The sequence below is a fragment of the Kitasatospora sp. NPDC088346 genome (assembly GCF_044740765.1).
In the GTDB taxonomy this organism is placed as follows: Bacteria; Actinomycetota; Actinomycetes; order Streptomycetales; family Streptomycetaceae; genus Kitasatospora.
Genome location: NZ_JBIURH010000001.1, coordinates 674,432 through 695,662, shown reverse-complemented (window position 1 = coordinate 695,662; position 21,231 = coordinate 674,432). Strand labels below are relative to the sequence as shown.

Sequence of the window (21,231 nt, the reverse complement as noted above, 5' to 3'; positions counted from 1 at the left end):
CGACGGGGGTACGCACGGCCGCCGCGCCGGGTTGCAGGTCATTTCTCAGGTGCGGCGGCGAGCAGCCGCACCAGCCGGTCCGCCGGGCCGGGCGGCAGGCTGCCGTGCACCAGCTCGACCCGGTGGACCAGCCGGGGCGTCCGCAGCGCGACGGCCACGACGCCGTCCGCCCCACGCAGGGCGGCGGACGGGAGCAGCGCGATCCCGTGCCCGGCGGCGACCAGCGCCAGCAGGCCGCGCAGTTCGCTGCCCAGGTAGCGGGTGGCGGGCCGGAAGCCGTCCGCTCCGGCGGCAACGCGCAGCCGGTCCAGCGCCATGGCCACCTCGGGCGCGTCCAGCCACCGGGCGTCGGCCAGGTCGGCCAGCGCCACGCCGGGGCGGGCGGCGAGCGGGTGCCCGGCCGGCAGGGCGAGGGCCAGCGGTTCCTCGGCGACCGCGGCGGTGAGCAGCGGTCCGACGTCCGGCAGGCCGAGCGGGTCGCTGGGGGCGGCCACGCCGTCGACCAGACCGAGGTCGACGGCGCCGGTGGCGACCTCGGCGGCCACGGCCGCGCGCGGCAGCTGCCGCAGGGTCAGGTCGAGGCCGGGATGGGCGGACCTGACCCCGGACAGGGCCCGGGCCAGCCGGTCGGTGACGGCCTGGGCGGAGACACCGACCACCAGCCGGGCCGGCCGGGCGCCCGCCAGACGCCGGACGTCCGCGCGGGCCGCGTCCAGGCGCAGCAGCAGCGGGCCGGCGTGTTCCAGCAGCCGTTCCCCGGCCTCGGTCGGGCGGACCGGGCGCCGTTCGAGCAGTGCGGCGCCCAGGTCCGACTCCAGCGCCGCGACCTGCTGGGAGACGGCCGACTGGGTGTAGCCGAGCTCCCGGGCGGCGGCCGAGAAGGAGGCGAGCCGGGCGACGACGGTGAAGGTGCGCAGGAAGACCGGGTCCATCCCGCTATTGTCCATCAGCTCCACTGATGGACAGGTCATGGATCATCGTTGGCGCTGATGACGGACGGCCCCTCAGGATGGACGCATGACCTACCGCACCGCGCGGGTCGCCCTGGTCGGCGACCGCTCCCCCAGTGTCCGTTCACACGCCCGCATTCCCGGTCTGCTGGACGCCCTCGCCCGGCGCGAGCAGCTGGTGCTGGACGCCTACTGGATCCCCACCGAGGACGCCGTCGCCGACGGCGCGGTGGCCGCCTTCGACGCCGTCTGGCTGGTGCCGGGCAGCCCGTACCGCAGCGAGGCCGGCGCGGTCGCGGCCGCCCGTACCGCCCGTGAGCTGGGCATTCCGTTCCTGGGCACCTGCGGCGGGTTCCAGCACGCGATGCTGGAGTTCGCCCGGACGGTCTGCGGGCTGGCCGGGGCCGCGCACGCCGAGAACGACCCGGGCGCCGCCGATCCGCTGATCGCCCCGCTGGCCTGCTCGCTGGTGGGCCACGAAGGCGCGGTCGCCGTCGAGCCGGGGTCGCTGGCCGCCCGGCTGCTGGCGGCCGGGCGGACCGTCGAGCGCTACCACTGCTCGTACGGGCCGAGCGGCCCGGGGCTGGCCGTCCTGGCCGAGCACGGCATGCGGTTCAGCGGGCGCGACGAGGCGGGCGAGGTGCGGATCGCCGAACTGCCGGGGCACCCGTTCTACCTGGCCACGCTCTTCCAGCCGGAGCTGTCGGGCGGCGCCGGGGGCGGCGTGCACCCGCTGATCCGCGGGCTGGCGGCGGCGGCCGTGGCGCGGGCGGCCGCGCCTCAGTCGGCCTGACGGTCCTTCAGTCGCCGCCAGACCTCCTGCACCCGGGGCGCGAGGTCGGTCAGCGGGCCACTGTTGTCGATCACCAGGTCGGCGACGGCGAGCCGGGTCGGCCGGTCGGCCTGCGCCGCCATCCGGGAGCGGGCCTCCTCCTCCGGCATCCCGCGCAGCCGCACCAGGCGCTCCAGCCGGACGTCGTCCGGGACGTCGATCACCACCACCAGGTCGTAGAGCGGGGCGAGCCCGTTCTCGGCCAGCAGCGGCACGTCGTGCACCACCAGGTCGTCCGGCCCCGCAGCGGCCTCCAGCTCGGCGGAGCGGGCCCGGACCAGGGGGTGGACGATCGCGTTCAGCGCGGCCAGCCGGGCCGGGTCGGCGAAGACGATCCGGCCGAGCGCGGGGCGGTCCAGCGAGCCGTCCGCCAGCAGCACCTCCGGGCCGAACTCGGCCACCACGGCCCGCAGTCCCGCGGTGCCCGGGGCCACCACCTCGCGGGCGATCAGGTCGGAGTCGACGATCACCGCGCCCAGCTCCGCGAGCTGTCGCGAGACCTCGCTCTTGCCCGCGCCGATCCCGCCCGTCAGTCCGATCCTCAGCATGGCGCCAGGCTACCGGTGGGCCGGGCCCCCGCTCCGGGCGGGCCGGACGGCGAACGCCCGTCGAACATCGGGCGAACACTTCGGCGGTCCGGCCCGCAGCCCCGGGGCCCGGGTCCGCCGACGGGCCGTCAGCCCGGTTAGGGTGCCGGACAGACACTCGAACGGACGGAGCACCCCCCATGTCCAGCCTCTGGCCCACCGGCCCGCGCCGGGTCCTGGTCGTCGGCATCGACGGCGTCCGGCTCGACCTGCTGCCCGAGCTGCACACCCCGCACCTGGACGCGGTGGCGAAGGCCGGCTTCCTGGCGCCGGTGCTGGTCGACGACGCGACGCCGACCATGTCGGGGCCGTGCTGGGCGACCATCACCACCGGTGTCGGGGTGGCGAAGCACGGGGTGCTCGGCAACCACCTCGGCGGCAACCGGCTGGACGTCTTCCCGGACTTCACCACCCGGCTGGCCGCCACCCACCGCCGCCGCACCTTCGCGGCCGGCGGCTGGGAGCCGCTGTTCCTGGCCCGCAGCGGCGGCCCGCTGTTCGCCGCGCCGGGCCGGCTGTCCTACGTCGCCCCGCTGGAGGACACCCCGCAGGCCTGGGAGGTCTGCGACGAGCGGGTCACCGCCGAGGCCGAGTACGTGCTCGGCCGCAGCGACGACGACCCGCAGGCCTCCTTCGTCTACCTCGGCGCGGTCGACGAGACCGCCCACTTCCTGGGCTGCGGCGAGGAGTACCGCCACTCGGCGGAGGCCGCCGACCGCCGGCTCGGCCGGCTGCTGGCCGCCGTCGACGGCCGCCCGAACCGGGCCGGGGAGGAGTGGACGGTCATCGTGGTCACCGACCACGGCCACGTCGACCAGGGCGGCCACGGTGGCCGCAGCGAGCTGGAGCGCACCGCCTGGATAGCCGCCCAGGGCCCCGGCATCGTCCCCGGCGGGGCCGTCCGGCCGCTGCACCACACCGATGTCGCGGCGCACGTCTACGCGGCGCTGGAGATCGTCCCGGACCCGCACTGGACGCTGGACGGCCGCCCGTTCACCCCCGCCGGGGAGCCCGCACCGGCCTCCTGAGCGACGGCGCGCGCCCACCCGGCTGCGGTCCAGCCGGGTTGGGCCGCCGGCGGGACCCGCTCACCGGTGGACCAGGGCGGCCGTCACCCGGCCCGCCGCGTCCAGGCACGGGACCAGCCGGTACCCGTCCAGGTCGACCAGCAGGGCGAGCGCCGGGCCGCCCGAGGCCTCGTCGGGGAGCATCAGCCAGCCCTCGGCGAAGTCGTCCGGCTCGCCCCGGCCCGCCGGGCGGTCGGCGGGCCGCCGGCCGGCCAGGACCCGGCCCGGCGGAACCGCCACGGCCCGGGCACCTCGGCCCCGGCGTCCAGGGCGGGCAGGGCCGCGAAGAGTTCCGGCAGATAGTCCATACGGGCGAGGACGAGCCGCGCCGCGCCGCGCACCCGGTTCCCGGTCCGGCGGGCGCTCAGCCGGGCAGGTCGACGCCCTCGCCGACGGCGAGCTGGGCGAACTCGGCGCCCGTCCCGGGACCGCCGTCGCCGAGCAGCCGCCCGTGCACCGACCGGCCGACGTCGCTGAGCACCGCCTCGTGGATGGCCAGGGCCCGCGAGGGGCCGGCCTCCCGGACGTAGTCGATCAGCTCCGAGACCTTGGTCCACGGGCCGGCGACCGGCAGCAGCAGCGTCTCCACCGGGTGCGGCGGGACGGTGAGCGCGTCCCCGGGGTGGAAGAGCGTGCCGCCGAGCAGGAACCCGATGTTGTGGACCCGCGGGATGTCGGGGTGGATCACCGCGTGCCACTCGCCGTGCACGCTGACGTCGAGGCCGTCGATCTCGAAGGCGTCGCCCTCGCCGACCACCGAGACGTTGGCGGCGATGCCGTCGAGGTGGTCGGCCACCGCGCGGTTGGTCCAGATCCGCAGGCCCGGGTGGTCGGCGACGGCCGCCCGGAGCCGGTCCTCGGCGAAGTGGTCCAGGTGTTCGTGGGTGATCAGCACCGCGTCGGCGCCCCGGAGCGCGTCGGCCTCGGTGAACATCCCGGGGTCGATCACCATGGTGGTGCCGCCCCGCTCGATCCGGACACAGGCATGGCCAAGCTTGGTCAGTCGCATGGGAAAAACCCTACAGCAAGGCTGTGCAGTTTTGCTGCACATCAACGCGCTAGGCTGACCCCATGGAGAACGTCGACCCCCTGGAACTCGCCGCCGAGCTGCGCCTGACCGTCGGCACCCTGGTGCGCGGGCTGCGGGCCGGCGACGAGCTGCCGCAGAACCAGGCCGCCGTCCTGGGCCGGCTGGTCCGCGAAGGCCCCTGCACCACCAGCGAACTGGCCGAGCTGCAACGCGTCCGCCACCAGTCGATGGCCCGGACGGTCGCCCTGCTCACCGAGGCGGGGATGGTCGAGCAGCGCCCGCACGCCCACGACGGCCGCAAGGTGCTGATCGCCGCGACCCCGAGCGGCACCGCCGCCCTGCACGCCCAGCGGGCCCGCCGCGAGGGGGAGCTCGCCGCCGCCATCACGGAGCGGCTCAGCCCGGACGAGCAGCAGGTGCTGCGGCGGAGCGTGGAGCTGCTGCGACGGCTGGCCTGAGGGCCGTCCGGGTGAACGGGACATGCCCCGGGGCCGCTCGCGCGTTGTGCAGGGCGACCGTCATCGAGAGAGGCAGCACCCCGCCATGAGCAGCACCGCCCGCTCCGCCCTGATCATCGCCGCCGCCCTGTTCGGGCTGCTGGCCGCCGGCACCGGCTCGGCCTCCGCCTGCGGAGTGCTGGACGCCGCGACCGCGCTGGCCCCGAGCTACGGGAACGGCTGCGTCAATCGCTGAGCCGGGCGACCGGCCCGACCATCGGCAGCCGCGGCGCGGGCAGCCGGCCGGGAAGGTGGAGCGGCGGCAGCTTGACGTGCTCGCTGAGCCCGATCATCCTGTGCAGCCTGCGCAGCGGCGCCGGCGCCCACCAGTTCAGCTTGCCGAACAGCGACATGGTTGCCGGCACCAGCAGGCAGCGCACCAGCGTGGCGTCCACCGCGACGGCCACCGCGAGCGCGATGCCCATCTGCTTGACCATGAGCATCTGCCCGGCCGCGAAGCCCGCGAAGACGATCACCATCAGCAGGGCTGCCGAGGTGATGATCCGACCGCTGCGCTGCAGTCCGAGCTGCACCGCCTTGGCGCTGTCGTACCCCTGGTCGTGCAGTTCCTTGATCCGGGAGAGCAGGAAGACCTCGTAGTCCATCGAGAGGCCGAAGGCGAAGGCGAAGACCAGGACCGGGATGAAGGTCTCCAGCCCGCCGGTCGGGGTGAAGCCGAGCAGTCCGCTGAAGTAGCCGTGCTGGAAGACCAGGGTGAGCGCACCGAGTGAGGCGCCCAGCGAGAGCACGTTCATCAGCAGGGCCTTGACCGGCATCACCACGGAGCCGGTCATCATGAACAGCAGGATCAGCGTGCCGGCCCCGACCAGGGCGAGCGCCCACGGGCCGCGGCTGGATATCTCGTGCTGGAAGTCGACCACCGAGGCGGCGTCGCCGGTGACGTAGGTCTGCAGCCCGCCCCGGTCCGCCCGCAGCTCGTCGACCACGGACTTCGCCTGCGCGCCCTGCGGATCGCCGTGCACCAGCACCTCCACGGTGCTCAGCCGCTCGTCCACCGGGGTCACCGCCCGCACCCCGTCCACGCCGGGCAGCTTCGCCACCACGCCGTCGGCGTACGCCTGGGCCCGGGCCGCGTCGGCCTCGACCACCACGGTCACCGGGGCCGGCGCCTGCTGCGGGAAGCGCTCCTCGACGGTCTGCGCCACCTGGCGGGCCGCGAAGGACTTCGGCAGGACGTCGGCGCCGGAGTTGCGCCACTGCGAGCCCAGGAACGGCGCGCCGGCGGCCAGCAGCAGCGCGACGCAGACCAGCATCACCGGGACGGCGCGCTTCTGCACCACGCGGACCGTCCGGGAGAAGAAGCCCTCGTCGGGCACCGGGGCGAGGGGCGTCCTGATCCGGCGGCCGACGAAGCCCAGCAGCGCCGGGATCAGCGTCAGCGCGACGGCGACGGCGATGACCACCACGGACACCCCGGCGGCCGCGACCGCCCGGAAGACCGGGCTGGTGAAGACGAAGAGCCCGGAGAGGGCGACGGCCACGGTCAGTCCGGAGAAGGCGACGGTACGGCCGGCGGTGGCGGAGGTGCGTTCGACGGCCTGGGCGATGGTGGCGCCGTTGCCGCGCTCCTCGCGGAAGCGGTTGACCATCAGCAGCGCGTAGTCGATCGAGAGTCCGAGGCCGAGCACGGTGGCGATCGGCAGCACGCTGGTGTCGATGTCCATCATCCGGCTGAACCCGAACATCGCCAGCAGGGCCCCGCCGACCGAGGCGATCGCGCCGATCCCGGGCAGTCCGGCCGCGGCGAGGCCGCCGAACACCAGCACCATCACCAGCAGCGTCAACGGCAGGGTGACGATCTCACCGAACCGGGTGTCCTTCTCGGTCTGGTCCTTGACCTCCTGCTGGAGCACCAGGTCGCCGCCGATGGTGACGTGCGCCCCCGGCGCGCCGATGTCGGCCAGCCGGTGGGTGACGGCGTCCAGCTGGGCGGGGGTGCCGGCGTCGGCCATCCGTACGGAGACCAGACTGGCGTTCCCGTCGGCGGAGGTGAGCGAGCCGCCCGCGCCGTAGGTGTCGGCGACCGAGGCGACCCCGGGCAGACCGGCGATCTCGGCGGTGGCCGCCGTGACGGCGGCGCGTACGGCCGGATCGGTGACGGCCGCCCCGTCGACCACCGCGGTGACGGTGCCCTGGACCGGGTCGGCCGCCTGGACCACCGCCTCGCCCCGGGCCGACTCGGAGCCGCCGGCCCCGGTCGAGGCCACGGTGCCCTCGAAGACCCGGCCTCCGATCAGCACGCCGAGGGCGAGCACCACCACCCAGAAGCCGAGGACCCAGCGGCGGTGCCGGTAGCAGGCCCGGCCGAGGGCTGCGAGCCGCCCACCGACCTTGGGGTCGGCGGGCGCGTGCGGTGCTGCGGTGTGCGAGTGGCGCATATGCAGGAGGCCTTTCGGACAGTTGCCCCAAACGTATGCGCAAGCTCATCTTCAGCCTATAGGCGGACCATGAGCCTCATATCACACTTTCCTTCACATAAAGACCACATAAGCAGCAAGAAGCCCCCACCCGGTCTCCCGGGTGGGGGCTTCCTCAGCTACGAACCGTCAGGGACGGACCGTCAGCGATCAGCTCTGGCCGCCGGCCAGCTTCTCGCGGAGCGCGGCGAGCGCCTCGTCCGAAGCGAGAGCGCCGGAGCCCTCGTCGCTGCTGGAGGAGTACGAGCCACCGCCACCGGAGACCGGAGCCTCTTCGCCGGCCTCGGCCGCAGCGGCGGCGTCGGCCTCGCGGCTCTTGATGACCTGGGCCTGGTGCGCCTCGAAGCGCGACTGCGCCTCGGCGTACTGGGCCTCCCAGGCCTCACGCTGCTTCTCGAAGCCCTCGAGCCAGTCGTTGGCCTCGGGGTCGAAGCCCTCCGGGTAGATGTAGTTGCCCGCGTCGTCGTACGAGGCAGCCATGCCGTACAGGGTCGGGTCGAAGTCGACCGTCGCCGGGTCGGCACCGAGGGACTCGTTGGCCTGCTTCAGCGAGAGGCTGATGCGGCGGCGCTCGAGGTCGATGTCGATGACCTTGACGAAGATCTCGTCGCCGACCTGGACGACCTGCTCCGGGATCTCGACGTGGCGCTCGGCCAGCTCGGAGATGTGGACCAGGCCCTCGATGCCCTCGTCCACGCGGACGAACGCACCGAACGGAACCAGCTTGGTGACCTTACCCGGGACGACCTGACCGATCTGGTGGGTCCGGGCGAACTGCTGCCACGGGTCCTCCTGGGTCGCCTTCAGCGACAGGGAGACGCGCTCGCGGTCCATGTCGACGTCGAGGACCTCGACGGTGACCTCCTGGCCGACCTCGACAACCTCGGACGGGTGGTCGATGTGCTTCCAGGACAGCTCGGAGACGTGAACGAGACCGTCGACGCCACCCAGGTCCACGAAGGCACCGAAGTTGACGATCGAGGAGACGACGCCGGAGCGCACCTGGCCCTTCTGCAGGGTGGTGAGGAAGGTCTGGCGGACCTCGCTCTGGGTCTGCTCCAGCCAGGCACGGCGGGACAGGACCACGTTGTTGCGGTTCTTGTCCAGCTCGATGATCTTGGCCTCGAGCTCCTTGCCGACGTACGGCTGGAGGTCGCGGACGCGGCGCATCTCGACCAGCGAGGCCGGGAGGAAGCCACGGAGGCCGATGTCGAGGATGAGACCACCCTTGACGACCTCGATGACGGTACCGGTGACGATGCCGTCCTCTTCCTTGATCTTCTCGATCGTGCCCCAGGCACGCTCGTACTGAGCGCGCTTCTTGGACAGGATCAGACGACCCTCCTTGTCCTCCTTCTGGAGAACCAGGGCCTCGATGTTGTCACCAACCTTGACAACCTCGTGGGGGTCGACGTCGTGCTTGATCGAGAGCTCGCGAGACGGGATGACACCCTCGGTCTTGTAACCGATGTCGAGGAGCACCTCGTCACGGTCGACCTTCACGATGACGCCCTCAACGATGTCGCCATCGTTGAAGTACTTGATGGTCTCGTCGATCGCCGCGAGGAAGGCTTCCGCGTCGCCGATGTCGTTGACCGCAACCTGCGGGGTGGTGCTGACAGAGGTGTCGGTGGGGCTCGTCATTAGGAAAAGGGCTCCGGTACGGACATGAAGTCGTAGGTAATGCCACGCGGAGGGCCCGTATCGCTCCCACCGAAAGCCGGACAGCCAAGAACACGGCACACCGAGATCCCGATCAACGAGAAGTGGTGTCCGTCTTGCGACCGTGGGGTCTTCGACAGATGCGAGCGCGACCTGCTCCGTCCGAGGCGCGCAGGCCCGCAGCGCAACTTGTAGCATACGGGGACAGCCGGGCACGGTCAACGCCAAGAAGGCGCGACCGGTAGAGGCCGGGATCGATCAGGCCATATCCTCCGAATGCGCGCCCCACACCTGGGTGTGGGACAGGCAGCCGCAGGGGCCCACCCCGGATGCCACCGTCCGCTCCCGGTCCCGTGTCAGGGGCCGGTCACGACAGCAGCGCTTCCGCACCCCATACCCTACGCGACGGGCACTACCACCTTGGCCACCACCCCCGACTTCCAGCCCGACGATCTCGACGATCTGCCGCCCGAGCACCTCGCCGTCGAGGACGAGGAGGACGGCGACGCCCTCCGCCGCACCGCGGGCGGGCCCGAGAGCAGCCGCGCCAGCCGGCACTGGTGGGACCGCAACGCGGACGAGTACCAGGACGAGCACGGGGAGTTCCTCGGCGACGACCGCTTCGTGTGGTGCCCGGAGGGCCTGGACGAGGCCGACGCCCGGCTGCTCGGCGAGGCCGGCTCGCTCAAGGGCCGGGACGTGCTGGAGATCGGCGCCGGCGCCGCGCAGTGCGCCCGCTGGCTCGCCGCACAGGGCGCCCGTCCGGTCGCCCTGGACATCTCCTTCCGCCAGCTCCAGCACGCCCGCCGGATCGACCTCGGCCGCGGCGGCGAGCCGGTCGCCGTGGTGCAGGCCGACGCGGCCGTGCTCCCGTTCGCCGACGGCGCGTTCGACCTGGCCTGCTCGGCGTACGGGGCGGTGCCGTTCAGCGCCGACACCGGCGCCCTGATGCGCGAGGTGCACCGGGTGCTGCGGCCCGGCGGACGCTGGGTCTTCTCGGTGACCCACCCGATCCGCTGGGCCTTCCCCGACGAGCCCGGCCCCGAGGGGCTGACGGCCGCCGCCTCCTACTTCGACCGCACCCCCTACGTGGAGCAGGACGAGCAGGGCCGGGCCACCTACGTGGAGCACCACCGCACCCTCGGCGACCGGGTACGCGAGCTCACCGGCGCCGGCTTCCGGCTGCTGGACCTGGTCGAACCGGAGTGGCCGGACGGGCACGAGCAGGAGTGGGGCGGCTGGAGCCCGCTGCGCGGCCGGCTGATCCCCGGCACCGCGATCTTCGTGGCGGAGCGGGGCTGAGCGGTGCGTCCCGTGGGGGTGGAACTGCCCGTCCGCAGCGCCGTGCCGGCGCTGCACCGGGCCCTGGCCGAACGCGGCGTCGCGGTGCTCGCCGCACCGCCCGGCACCGGCAAGACCACGCTGGTGCCGCTGGCCCTGGCCGGGCTGGTGCCCGGACTGGAGGGGCCGGCCCGGCGGGTGCTGGTCGCCGAACCGCGCCGGCTCGCGGTCCGCGCGGCCGCCCGCCGGATGGCCTGGCTGCTCGGCTCGGCGGTGGGCGAGGAGGTCGGGCACACCGTGCGCGGCGAGCGGCGGGTCGGCCCGAGGACCGTCGTCGAGGTGGTCACCACCGGCGTCCTGCTCCAGCGGCTGCAACGCGACCCCGAGCTGGCCGGCGTCGACGCCGTGGTGCTGGACGAGTGCCACGAGCGGCACCTGGACGCCGACACCGCGCTCGCCTTCCTGCTGGACGTCCGGGCCGCGCTGCGACCGGAGCTGCACCTGGTCTGCGCCTCGGCGACCTCCGACACCGATGCCTGGGCCGACCTGCTGGGCGGCGAGGACGGGCCGGCGCCGGTGGTGGAGGCGCACGGCGTCTCCCACCCGGTCGACGTGGTGTGGGCTCCCCCGCCGCGCGCCGTGAAACCCCCGCAGGGCACCCGGGTCGACCCCGCCCTGCTCGACCACGTCGCGGCCACCGTCCGGCGGGCGATGGCCGAGCGGGACGGCGACCTGCTCTGCTTCCTGCCCGGGGTCGGCGAGATCGCCCGGGTCGCCGGGCAGCTCGCCGACCTGCCGGCCGAGGTGCTGCACCTGCACGGCCAGGCACCGCAGGCCGTCCAGGACGCGGCGCTGACCGCCGGCGAGCGGCGCCGGGTGGTGCTGTCCACCTCGGTCGCCGAGTCCTCGCTGACCGTGCCGGGCGTCCGCGTCGTGGTCGACTCCGGACTGGCCCGTGAACCGCGCACCGACCACGCCCGCGGCCTCGGCGGCCTGGTCACCGTCCGGGCCTCGCTGGCCGCCGGACGGCAGCGGGCCGGACGGGCCGGACGCGAGGCCCCCGGCACGGTCTACCGCTGCTGGGCCGAGGCCGCCGACGCGCTGGCACCGCGCTTCCCCGCCCCCGAGATCGCACTGGCCGACCTCACCTCCTTCGCCCTGCAGGCCGCCTGCTGGGGCGATCCCGGGGCGGTGGCGCTGACCCTCCCGGACCGGCCACCGGCCGGGGCGATGGCCGCCGCCCGGCAGACCCTCACCGCGCTCGGCGCGGTGGACCCCGACGGCCGCGCCACCGCACGCGGCCGCCGGATCGCCCGCACCGGCCTGCACCCCCGGCTGGCCCGCGCCCTGCTCGACGGCGCGGAGCGGGTCGGCGCCGACCGGGCGGCCGAACTGGTCGCCCTGCTGTCCGAGGAGCCGCCCCGGGCGCTCGGCGACGACCTCGCCCAGGTCTGGCGGGCGGTCCGGGACGGCCGCGACCCCTACGCCCGCCGCTGGCGGGAGGAGGTCCGCCGGCTGCGGCGCTCGGTCGACACGCCGCGCACCGGCCCCTCCGACACGGCCGCGGCCGGGCTCGTCGTCGCCCTGGCCCACCCCGAGCGGATCGCCCGCGCCCGCGGCGCCGACGGGCCGTACCTGATGGCCTCCGGCACCGCCGGCACCCTCGCCCCCGGGTCCCGGCTGGCCGGCTCACCGTGGCTGGTGGTCGCCGTCGCCGACCGCCCGGCCGGGTCGCCGTCGGCACGGATCCAGCGCGCCGTCACCCTGGACGAGGAGACCGCACGAATGGCCGGGGCAGCCCTGCTCACCGACCGGCAGGAGGTCGAGTGGTCCTCCCGGGACGGCGAGTTGACGGCCCGTCGGGTCGAGTCGCTGGGCGCGATCGAACTGGCCGCCGAACCGCTGAAGTCCCCCGACCCGGCCCTGGTCCGGGCGGCGCTGCTGACCGGACTGGCCCGCGAGGGCGTCGCCACCCTGCTGAGCTGGCCGCCGAACGCGACCGGACTGCGCGAACGGCTGGCGTTCCTGCACCGCACGCTCGGCGACCCGTGGCCCGACGTGAGCGACCGGGCCCTGCTCGACGCCGCCGACCGGTGGCTGGAACCCGAACTCGGCCGGGCCCGCCGGCGCGCCGACCTCGCCCGGATCGACACCACCGCCGCCCTCCAGCGCCTGCTGCCCTGGGCGAGCGGGCAGGCCGGCCGGCTGGACGAGCTGGCGCCCGAGCGGATCACGGTGCCGACCGGCTCACGGATCCGGGTGGACTACGGCGGCGACCGGCCCGTACTGGCGGTCAAACTGCAGGAGCTGTTCGGCTGGCAGGCCACACCCCGACTGGCCGACGGGCGCGTCCCGCTCACCGTGCACCTGCTCTCCCCCGCCGGGCGCCCCGCCGCCGTCACCGGCGACCTGGCCGGCTTCTGGCGCGAGGGCTACAAGGCCGTCCGTGCGGAGCTCCGCGGGCGCTACCCCCGCCACCCGTGGCCGGAGGACCCCGCGACGGCCGAACCGACCCGGCGGGCCAACCCGCGCCACTGAGCCCCGCGAGGACCTCAGCCGGGGGGCGCGGGCGGGCCGGTGTACTGCTTGGGCGAGGCCGCCGGGTTGGGCAGCGGGGTCGGCGTCAGCACCGGGGTGCAGGTCATCACGGTGCCCGCCGCGTCGCGCTGGCAGTTCGGGTTGACCGGAGCCGGGTTGTGGTCGCAGCGGCAGTCGTCGGTGCGCGGGGAGACCTGGCTGCGCGGCGTCGTGGTGGCCCGCCGGGTGGGCGTGGCGCTCCTGGCGGACGGCCCGGCACTCGGCCCGGCCGCGTGCCCGGCACCCCCCGCCGGGCCGCTCTGCCCGGAGCCCGGCTGCGCACTCGAACCGGCGTCCGACCCGGCGTCCGACCCGGCGCCGGCCGGGGCCGGGGCCGGCGGCTCGGCGGACGGCGACGGGGAGGCCACCGAGGACGGCGACGGCCCGGCGGCCGGCACCGACGCCGCGGGCGCGACCGCGGGCGTCCGGGCGGGCGCCGAGCCGGATCCCGTGAGCGCCCAGCCGCCCAGGCCCGCCGCCGCCAACACCCCCGCCGCGACCAGCCCGGCCGACCGCACCCGCCGCCGGGCCCGTACCGGCTGCCCGACCTCGTCCTCGACCATGGTTCCCCTCCTCGGCCGGACCGATCACCGGCCCGGGCTGGCGGGATTCTAGGTCCTGTCCGGGCCCGGGCCCCGACCCGGGTCCTACCCGCCGCGGCGCGGTCGGCGGGCGGTGAACCCCAGCGGATGCCGCCGCAGGAACCGCAGCCCCTGCCGGAGGTACCCGCGCGGGTTGGTGTCCAGGTGGACCGCCCAGCCCGGACGGTCCTCCCCGCGCAGCTGCGCGTAGCAGGCCAGCGCGTACCCGTACGCCTCCTGGGTCAGGTAACCCAGCCTGCGGTGGCCGACCCGCCCGTCACGCTCGACCCGGGTGAAGGCCGCGTTGGCGTTCAGGACCCCGAAGCCGAAGACGACGGTCAGCAGGTCGGTCAGCGGCTCGCCGTCGGTGCGGCCCGGGTCGATCCGGTGCTCGGCGAGCAGCCGGACGTGCCCCAGCTCGTGGGCGACGGTGGCGACCAGCGCGACCGGGTCGGCGGCCAGCGCCTGGTCCACGGCGATCACCGGACGACCCCGCTCGATCCGGAAGTGGCCCGCAGCCCCGCTGGAGCGCACGGTCAGCCCCAGTTCGGCCGCCATCAGGTCGGCCCGCGGATCGTGCGGCTCCACCTCCACCAGCAGACCGGCCGGGTCCACCCCGAACGGTCCGCAGAGCCCGGCCACCAGCTCGCCGATCCGCTGCGCCGAACCGTCGAACGGCCCCGGGAAGTGCTCGGCGGTCGGCAGCACCGGCGGACGCAGCAGCACCCCGGCCCCGAACTCCGCCAGCAGCCAGGCCGTCGACTCCTCGATCCAGGCCCGCTCGCGCGGCCCGACCGGGCACCTCGCCGTACCGAACACCCGCCGCCCCCGTCGTCCGCCGCCGTCGTCCGCCGCCGTCGTCCGCCCCGTCGTCGCGGCGGCGGCCGCCCCCGCGACGACGGTGGTGCGGGTCAGTGCGCGGCGGCCTCCCAGTTCGCGCCGACGCCCACCGAGACGTCCAGCGGGGCCCGCAGCGGGTACGCCCCGGCCATCTGCGCGCGCACCAGTGCCTCGACCTGCTCCCGCTCGCCGGGCGCCAGCTCCAGCACGATCTCGTCGTGCACCTGGAGCAGCATCCGGGAGGCCAGCCCGGCCCGGGTGAGCTCCTCGTCGACCCGCAGCATGGCGATCTTGACGATGTCGGCCGCCGAGCCCTGGATCGGGGCGTTCAGGGCCATCCGCTCGGCCATCTCGCGGCGCTGGCGGTTGTCGCTGGTCAGATCGGGCAGGTAGCGGCGGCGGCCCAGCAGGGTCTCCGTGTACCCCACCGCACGGGCCTCCTCGACCACGCGCTGGAGGTACTCGCGCACCCCGCCGAAGCGCAGGAAGTAGGTGTCCATCAGGCCCTGCGCCTCGGCCGGCTTGATGCCGAGCTGCTGCGAGAGCCCGTACGCGGACAGGCCGTAGGCGAGGCCGTAGGACATCGCCTTGATCTTGCGGCGCATCTCGGCGTCGACCGCCTCCGGCTCGACCTCGAAGACCTGCGAGGCGACCGTGGTGTGCAGGTCCTCACCGCTCTCGAAGGCCTCGATCAGCGCCGCGTCCTCGGACAGGTGCGCCATGATCCGCAGCTCGATCTGGGAGTAGTCGGCGGTCAGCAGCGCCTCGTACCCCTCGCCGACCACGAAGGCGCGGCGGATCGCCCGGCCCTCCTCGGTGCGGACCGGGATGTTCTGCAGGTTCGGGTCCTGGGAGGACAGCCGGCCGGTGGCGGCCACCATCTGGTTGAAGGTGGTGTGGATCCGGCCCTGCGGCGAGACCGTCTTGAGCAGGCCCTCGACCGTGGTGCGCAGCTTGGCCTGGTCCCGGTGGCGCAGCAGGATGACCGGCAGCTCGTTGGTGGTCTGGCCGGCCAGCCACGTCAGCGCGTCGGCGTCGGTGGTGTAGCCGGTCTTGATCTTCTTGGTCTTGGGCAGCGCCAGCTCGCCGAACAGGATCTCCTGGAGCTGCTTGGGCGAGCCGAGGTTGAAGGGGTGGCCGGCGGCGGCGTGCGCCTCCTCGACGCAGCGCTGGATCTCGGCGGAGAACTGCGCCTCCAGGCCGGTCAGCCAGTCGCGGTCGGCGGCGATGCCGTAGCGCTCCATCCGGGCCAGCAGGGCGGCGATCGGCAGCTCCATGTCGTGGAACAGCTCGACCGCGCCGACCTCGGCCAGCCGGGTCTCGAACAGGGCGGCCAGGTCGAGGACGGCCCGGGCCTGCACCATCAGGGCCTGCGCGGCGGCGGTGCCGTCCTCCTCCTCCGCGTCGAAGGACAGCTGACCGGTCTCGGCGGCCGCCGCGGGGGCCAGTGACCGGGCCAGGTACTCCTCGGCCAGCACGTCCAGCGTGAAGGTGCGCCGGCCGGGCTTCTCCAGGTACGCGGCGAGCGCGGTGTCGGCGGTGACGCCCGCGATCTGCCAGCCGTGCTCGGCGAAGGCGCGCATCACGTGCTTGGCGATGTGCAGGGCCTTCGGGCGGGAGGCGTCGGCCAGCCAGGCGGTGAAGGCGTGGTCGTCGGCCTCGGCGAGCTGCGCCGGGTCGAACCAGGCGGCGGTGTCGCCGGCGGCGAGCGCGATCTCCTGGACCTCGCCGGAGCCGAGCGCCCAGCGGTGGACGGTGGCGATCGCGACCAGGCCCTTGCCGTGCTGGTCGAGCCAGCCGGCCAGGGCGCCGGGCTCGGTGAGCAGCTCGCCGTCGACGTCGAGGCCCGGGGAGGCCTCGGCGGCGGCCTCGGGCTCGGCGCCGGCCGGGTCGATGCCCTGGATGCGGTCGCGGAAGTTGGGGTTGCGGAACTCCAGGCTCTCCATGAGCCGGGCGACGGCGTCCTTGTCGAAGGGCTCGCGGCCGAGGTCGGCGACGCCGAGCGGCAGTTCGACGTCGCGGACCAGCTCGGTGAGGACGCGGTTGCGCCGGACGGAGTCCAGGTGCTCGCGGAGCTTCTCGCCGACCTTGCCCTTGACCTCGTCGGCCCGCTCGACCAGTTGCTCGAAGGAGCCGAACTGGTTGACCCACTTCGCGGCGGTCTTCTCGCCGACGCCGGGGATGCCGGGCAGGTTGTCGGACGGGTCGCCGCGCAGCGCGGCGAGGCCGGGGTACTGGGCCGGGGTCACGCCGTACTTCTCGGCGACCTTGTCCGGGGTGTAACGGGTGAGCTCGGAGACGCCCTTGGTCGGGTAGAGCACGGTGGTGTGCTCGGTGACCAGCTGGAGCGAGTCGCGGTCGCCGGTGACGATCAGCACCTCGAAGCCCTCGGCCTCGGCGGCGGTGACCAGGGTGGCGATCACGTCGTCGGCCTCGAAGCCCTCGACCGACAGCCGCCGGATGCTCATCGCGTCGAGCAGCTCGTGGATCAGGCCGATCTGGCTGCGGAACTCGTCCGGCGTCTTGGCGCGGTTGGCCTTGTAGTCCGGGAACTCGGCCGAGCGGAACGTCTGCCGCGAGACGTCGAAGGCCACCGCGAGGTGGGTGGGGCGCTCGTCCCGCACGGTGTTGGCCAGCATCGAGGCGAAGCCGTACACGGCGTTGGTCGGCTGGCCGGTGGTGGTGTTGAAGTTCTCCACGGGCAGGGCGTAGAACGCCCGGTAGGCCATCGAATGCCCGTCGAGCAGCATCAGCCGGGGCCGGCCACCCGCACCCTCGCCCGCGCCCTTGCCTGCACTCTGCGTAGCCACGTCCACGTCCGTCCTGCCGGTTCCACTGCCAGCAACAGATCCTATGGCCCGCCGCCGACAACGGACGTGAGGACGCAGACCACCGCCGCCGGGGGCCCCGGCCGCACCGGTCGTACGATCGCAGTCAGCACCATGCGATCCCTTCACAGCGGCAGGAGCGCCATGACCGACGAGGCCCCCGTACTCAACGTGCCCCAGGACGTGCTCGACCACTTCGCCAAGCTCGGCGTCAGCCCCGAGACGTTCTCCGGCGGCCACCTCGGCGACAAGCTCGGCCTCAAGGTCGTGGAGGCCTCACCGGACCGGGTGGTGGGCACCATGCCGGTGGACGGCAACCAGCAGCCGTACGGGCTGCTGCACGGCGGTGCCTCGGCGGCGCTGGCCGAGACGCTCGGCTCGATCGGGGCGATGCTGCACGCCGGCCCGGGCCGGTACGCGGTCGGGGTGGACCTGAACGCCACCCATCACCGGTCGGCCACCTCCGGGCAGGTGACCGGCGTGGCGACGGCGGTCTTCAAGGGTCGGACGGCCGCCACCTACGAGATCTCGATCACCGACGACACCGGCCGCCGGATCACCAGCTGCCGGCTGACCTGCATGCTGCGGGATCTGTAGCGGCCCGGATCCGCGGCCGCCGCGATCCGTGTCGGCAGGGCCAACTACCCGTCCCCGCCCCCTCGTTCGAACGCCGGTTTGATCCCCGCCCGGCCGGGGCAGGCCATGGCCAGACGAGGGGGCGGTGGCATGTCCGGCACAGGGCGGGAACGCGGCGCGGGGCCACCCGCCGGCCGCGGCTCCCTCGGGCCGGTGGAGGCCGCCCGGGGCACCGTCGAGGCCGGGCCGACCGGCCACCGTCCGACCCACCGCCGACCGCACCCGGCGGACCTGACCCGACGTCAGAAGTACGCCCTGGCCACCCTGCTGCTGGCCGCGGCCACCCTGCCGGCCACCGGGCACGCCGGCAGCCGTCCCGAACAGGCGGCCAACTCCCCGCCCCCGTACCCGGCCCAGATCACCCACTTCCGCTACGCCGGGACGGGCCCGGCCGCGGTGGCCGGCGGCGACGGCTTCGCGCTGCGGGTGACCGTCCGCAACGACGGGCCCGGGCCGGTGGAGCTGGTCGCCGTCCGGCAGAGCTACCGGGGTGTCGAGGTGACGGCGCCGGGCGCCCTCCCGCGCCGGCTGGATCCGGGCGTTACGGCCGTGGTCGAGGTGGTGTTCCGGGTGACCGACTGTGCCCAGGCGCCGCCGGACGCGGGCATGCCCTTCCTGGATGTAACGCTGCGTAACACGCGTGCAATCCAGACCCTGAGCCAGATCCTCGGCGACGCCTACGCGGGAGATCTGTCGCGAAACCTCCATATCGCCTGCCCGGATTCCGATAACCGAACAGGGATGCCCGTTCCGCCCTTCCCGGACGTAGTCGTCCGATAACCGGACATTCCTTGGGTGAGCAGGGAATCCGGCCCGACAGCCTTCCACAGGACGAGACGAGGAGCGCTATTCGGAGCCCCCAAACGGCGAACGGCTCAGCATGTGAGATTTTCGCCGGGGGTACTCATAACAAGAGAATCACAGCATGTCCGGACCTCTGCCCCAGCCGCCGAACCCGTTCTAGAGTCACGGCCAGTCACCGCGCCAACCGATTGGGCCCAGGCCCAGCGCGCGACCCGGCCGCCGCCATCTCTGGCGCCGCGCCTTCCTGATCCAGAAGGGGACCCTCGTGCGTAAGAGTTCACTGCTTGTCGTGAGCATTGCCGTCACCGGAGCTCTCACCCTCTCCGCGTGCGGCTCGCGTGGTGAGAAGAAGGCCGGCGACGACGCCAGCGGCAGCACTGTCGTGACCATCGGTGTCGACGCGCCGCTCACCGGCCCGCTCGCTCCCCTCGGCCTCGGCATCCAGCACTCCGCGGAGCTCGCCGCGAAGATCGCCAACGACACCAAGGAAGTTCCGGGCGTCACGTTCAAGGTCAAGGCCCTCGACGACAAGAAGTCGCCGCAGGAAGGCCAGTCCAACGCCACCGCCCTGGTCGCCGACAAGACCGTGCTCGGCGTGGTCGGCCCGCTCAACTCCGGTGTCGCCCAGTCGATGCAGCAGATCTTCGAGACCGCCAACCTGGCCGAGGTCTCCCCCGCGAACACCAACCCCGCCCTGACCCAGGGCGAGAAGTTCGAGACCGAGAAGAAGCGCCAGTTCAAGAGCTACTTCCGGACCGCCACCACCGACGCCATCCAGGGCCCCTTCGCCGCTCAGTACGCCTACAACGACCTGAGCAAGAAGAAGGCGTACCTGATCGACGACAAGAAGACCTACGGCGTCGGCCTGGTCGCCGCCTTCCAGAAGGAGTTCACCAAGCTCGGCGGTTCCGTCGCGGGCAGCGACCACATCGACGAGAACAACCTGGACTTCTCGGCCGTCGTCACCAAGGCCAAGGCCGCCGGCGCCGACATCATCTACTACGGCGGCGAGTACCCGCAGTCCGGCCCGCTCAGCGACCAGCTGAAGAAGGCCGGCGTCACCGTCCCGGTCATGGGCGGCGACGGCATGTACGACCCCGAGTACATCAACAAGGCCAACAAGAACGCCGAGGGTGACCTCGCCACCTCGGTCGGCGCCCCGGTCGAGACCCTCGACTCGGCCAAGAAGTTCGTCGCCGACTACGCCGCCGCGAAGTACGCCGACCCGTACGCGGCCTACGGCGGCTACTCCTACGACGCCGCCTGGTCCATCGTCCAGGGCGTCAAGGCCGTCGTCGCCGCCAACAACGGCAAGCTGCCCGACGGCGCCCGCGGCAAGGTCGTGGAGGCCCTCAGCAAGGTCAGCTTCGACGGTGTGACCGGCAAGGTCGCCTTCGACGAGTACGGCGACGCCGTCAACAAGCAGCTCACCGTCTACGTCGTCAAGAACGGCGCCTGGACGGTCGCCAAGTCCGGCACCTACTCCGGCTGACCCGGACCCGGACCCGCCCCGCGGTGACCGCACGGCACCGCGGGGCCGCACCACGAACCACCGGCACCACACAACGAACCACCAGGCGGGGGGCGCTGCGAACCAGCGCCCCCCGCTGTACATCCTCTGTACGCCACCCGGTTCGAGCCGACCCCCACAGCGAACCCACCCACCGAACCCCCTCGGAGGCCCAGCGGTGCACCAACTGCCGCAGCAGCTGGCCAACGGCCTGATTCTCGGCGCCCTTTACGGGCTGATCGCGATCGGCTACACAATGGTCTACGGCATTGTCCAGCTCATCAACTTCGCCCACGGCGAGATCTTCATGACAGGTGGGTTCGGCGCCCTCACCACCTACCTCATCCTCCCGTCCGGCACCAGTCTGTGGCTGGCCCTGCCCCTGATGCTGGTCGGCGGCGTCATCGTCGCCGTCCTGATCGCCGTCGCCGCCGAGCGCTTCGCCTACCGGCCGCTGCGCGGGGCCCCCAAGCTCGCACCGCTGATCACCGCGATCGGTCTGTCGATCGCCCTCCAGCAGCTCGTCGAGCAGTTCTACCCCGGCGCCAAGTCCGGCCGCAGCTTCCCGCAGCTCCCGGGTGGCCCCTACGTCTTCGGGCCGATCACGCTGCAGCCCGCCGACTTCTACCTCTTCATCGCCGCCCCGCTCTGCATGGGCGCGCTCGCCGCCTTCGTCGGCAAGACCCGCACCGGCCGCGGCATGCAGGCCACCGCGCAGGACCCCGACACCGCCAAGCTCATGGGCATCAACACCGACCGCATCATCGTGATCGCGTTCGCCCTCGGTGCCGCCTTCGCCGCCGTCGCCTCCATCGGCTGGGGCCTGCGCTACGGCCAGGTCGCCCCCGCGATGGGCTTCCTCGCCGGCCTCAAGGCCTTCACCGCGGCCGTCCTCGGCGGCATCGGCAACATCTACGGCGCCATGCTCGGCGGCCTCGTGCTCGGCGTCGCGGAGGCCATGGCCACCGCGTACATCCAGGAAGTCCCCGGCATGCAGCAGCTCGGCGGCGGCTCCTGGGCCAACGTCTGGGCCTTCGTCCTGCTCATCGTCGTCCTCCTCGTCAGACCACAGGGTCTGCTCGGGGAACGCGTCGCGGACCGAGCCTGAGGA

Annotated in this window: 19 protein-coding genes; 10 read left to right on the top strand and 9 right to left on the bottom strand. The window is 73.7% G+C overall.

What is annotated here, in order from left to right:
- Positions 1–38: 38 nt before the first annotated feature.
- Complete coding sequence (locus tag ACIOFR_RS03130; RefSeq protein WP_400991937.1) at positions 39–932, bottom strand: LysR family transcriptional regulator; 894 nt, start codon at positions 930–932, stop codon at positions 39–41.
- Between the two features lie 85 nt (positions 933–1,017).
- On the opposite strand from ACIOFR_RS03130, the gene ACIOFR_RS03125 reads away from it, so the two are divergent.
- Positions 1,018–1,743, top strand: coding sequence for a hypothetical protein (locus ACIOFR_RS03125; protein WP_400991935.1), 726 nt, complete (start codon positions 1,018–1,020; stop codon positions 1,741–1,743).
- Here ACIOFR_RS03125 and coaE read toward each other — a convergent pair.
- Positions 1,731–2,330, bottom strand: coding sequence for a dephospho-CoA kinase (gene coaE, locus ACIOFR_RS03120; RefSeq protein ID WP_400991933.1), 600 nt, complete (start codon positions 2,328–2,330; stop codon positions 1,731–1,733). The genes ACIOFR_RS03125 and coaE overlap by 13 nt on opposite strands.
- A 179-nt stretch (positions 2,331–2,509) precedes the next feature.
- Between coaE and ACIOFR_RS03115 the strand changes: the two genes are divergently transcribed.
- Complete coding sequence (locus ACIOFR_RS03115) at positions 2,510–3,397, top strand: alkaline phosphatase family protein (protein WP_400991931.1); 888 nt, start codon at positions 2,510–2,512, stop codon at positions 3,395–3,397.
- 60 nt (positions 3,398–3,457) lie between these two features.
- On the opposite strand, the gene ACIOFR_RS03110 is transcribed toward ACIOFR_RS03115, so the two are convergent.
- The gene (locus tag ACIOFR_RS03110) at positions 3,458–3,676 is read right to left on the bottom strand and encodes a hypothetical protein (protein ID WP_400991930.1); all 219 of its coding nucleotides are present in this window, start codon (positions 3,674–3,676) and stop codon (positions 3,458–3,460) included.
- A gap of 124 nt (positions 3,677–3,800) precedes the next feature.
- Positions 3,801–4,445: an MBL fold metallo-hydrolase gene (locus ACIOFR_RS03105; RefSeq protein ID WP_400991928.1), complete on the bottom strand. Its 645-nt coding sequence runs from the start codon at positions 4,443–4,445 to the stop codon at positions 3,801–3,803.
- A 62-nt stretch (positions 4,446–4,507) separates the two neighbouring features.
- On the opposite strand from ACIOFR_RS03105, the gene ACIOFR_RS03100 reads away from it, so the two are divergent.
- Together ACIOFR_RS03100 and ACIOFR_RS03095 are read left to right on the top strand one after the other, a co-directional pair.
- Positions 4,508–4,924 (top strand): MarR family winged helix-turn-helix transcriptional regulator, encoded by a 417-nt coding sequence (locus tag ACIOFR_RS03100; protein ID WP_400991927.1) that lies wholly within the window; start codon positions 4,508–4,510, stop codon positions 4,922–4,924.
- A gap of 85 nt (positions 4,925–5,009) precedes the next feature.
- Positions 5,010–5,159 (top strand): hypothetical protein, encoded by a 150-nt coding sequence (locus ACIOFR_RS03095; RefSeq protein ID WP_400991926.1) that lies wholly within the window; start codon positions 5,010–5,012, stop codon positions 5,157–5,159.
- Here the strand turns inward: ACIOFR_RS03095 and ACIOFR_RS03090 are convergent.
- Positions 5,149–7,362, bottom strand: a complete 2,214-nt coding sequence (locus tag ACIOFR_RS03090; RefSeq protein WP_400991925.1) for an MMPL family transporter — start codon at positions 7,360–7,362, stop codon at positions 5,149–5,151. The genes ACIOFR_RS03095 and ACIOFR_RS03090 overlap by 11 nt on opposite strands.
- Before the next feature lie 189 nt (positions 7,363–7,551).
- Positions 7,552–9,045, bottom strand: a complete 1,494-nt coding sequence (gene rpsA / locus ACIOFR_RS03085) for a 30S ribosomal protein S1 (RefSeq protein ID WP_400991924.1) — start codon at positions 9,043–9,045, stop codon at positions 7,552–7,554.
- A 438-nt stretch (positions 9,046–9,483) separates the two neighbouring features.
- Between rpsA and ACIOFR_RS03080 the strand changes: the two genes are divergently transcribed.
- A complete protein-coding gene (locus tag ACIOFR_RS03080; RefSeq protein ID WP_400991923.1) occupies positions 9,484–10,365 on the top strand; it encodes a class I SAM-dependent methyltransferase in 882 nt (293 codons plus the stop codon).
- 3 nt (positions 10,366–10,368) lie between these two features.
- Entirely contained in the window at positions 10,369–12,882 is a 2,514-nt protein-coding gene (gene hrpB / locus ACIOFR_RS03075; RefSeq protein WP_400991921.1) for an ATP-dependent helicase HrpB, read from the top strand.
- A 14-nt stretch (positions 12,883–12,896) separates the two neighbouring features.
- Here the strand turns inward: hrpB and ACIOFR_RS03070 are convergent, their stop codons facing one another.
- From ACIOFR_RS03070 to polA, 3 genes are all read right to left on the bottom strand, one after another.
- On the bottom strand, positions 12,897–13,484 hold the full coding sequence (locus tag ACIOFR_RS03070) for a hypothetical protein (RefSeq protein ID WP_400991920.1): 588 nt from the start codon (positions 13,482–13,484) through the stop codon (positions 12,897–12,899).
- 84 nt (positions 13,485–13,568) lie between these two features.
- Positions 13,569–14,321, bottom strand: coding sequence for a hypothetical protein (locus tag ACIOFR_RS03065; protein WP_400991918.1), 753 nt, complete (start codon positions 14,319–14,321; stop codon positions 13,569–13,571).
- A 92-nt stretch (positions 14,322–14,413) separates the two neighbouring features.
- A complete protein-coding gene (gene polA, locus ACIOFR_RS03060; protein WP_400992138.1) occupies positions 14,414–17,092 on the bottom strand; it encodes a DNA polymerase I in 2,679 nt (892 codons plus the stop codon).
- Positions 17,093–17,314: 222 nt separating this feature from the next.
- Between polA and ACIOFR_RS03055 the strand changes: the two genes are divergently transcribed.
- The 4 genes from ACIOFR_RS03055 (at position 17,315) to ACIOFR_RS03040 (ending at position 21,228) form a co-directional block, all read left to right on the top strand.
- Complete coding sequence (locus ACIOFR_RS03055) at positions 17,315–17,767, top strand: PaaI family thioesterase (RefSeq protein WP_400991917.1); 453 nt, start codon at positions 17,315–17,317, stop codon at positions 17,765–17,767.
- 129 nt (positions 17,768–17,896) lie between these two features.
- Positions 17,897–18,586, top strand: a complete 690-nt coding sequence (locus ACIOFR_RS03050) for a Tat pathway signal sequence domain protein (RefSeq protein WP_400991916.1) — start codon at positions 17,897–17,899, stop codon at positions 18,584–18,586.
- Between the two features lie 289 nt (positions 18,587–18,875).
- A complete protein-coding gene (locus ACIOFR_RS03045) occupies positions 18,876–20,102 on the top strand; it encodes a branched-chain amino acid ABC transporter substrate-binding protein (protein WP_400991914.1) in 1,227 nt (408 codons plus the stop codon).
- A gap of 196 nt (positions 20,103–20,298) precedes the next feature.
- Entirely contained in the window at positions 20,299–21,228 is a 930-nt protein-coding gene (locus ACIOFR_RS03040; RefSeq protein WP_400991913.1) for a branched-chain amino acid ABC transporter permease, read from the top strand.
- Positions 21,229–21,231 lie beyond the last annotated feature (3 nt).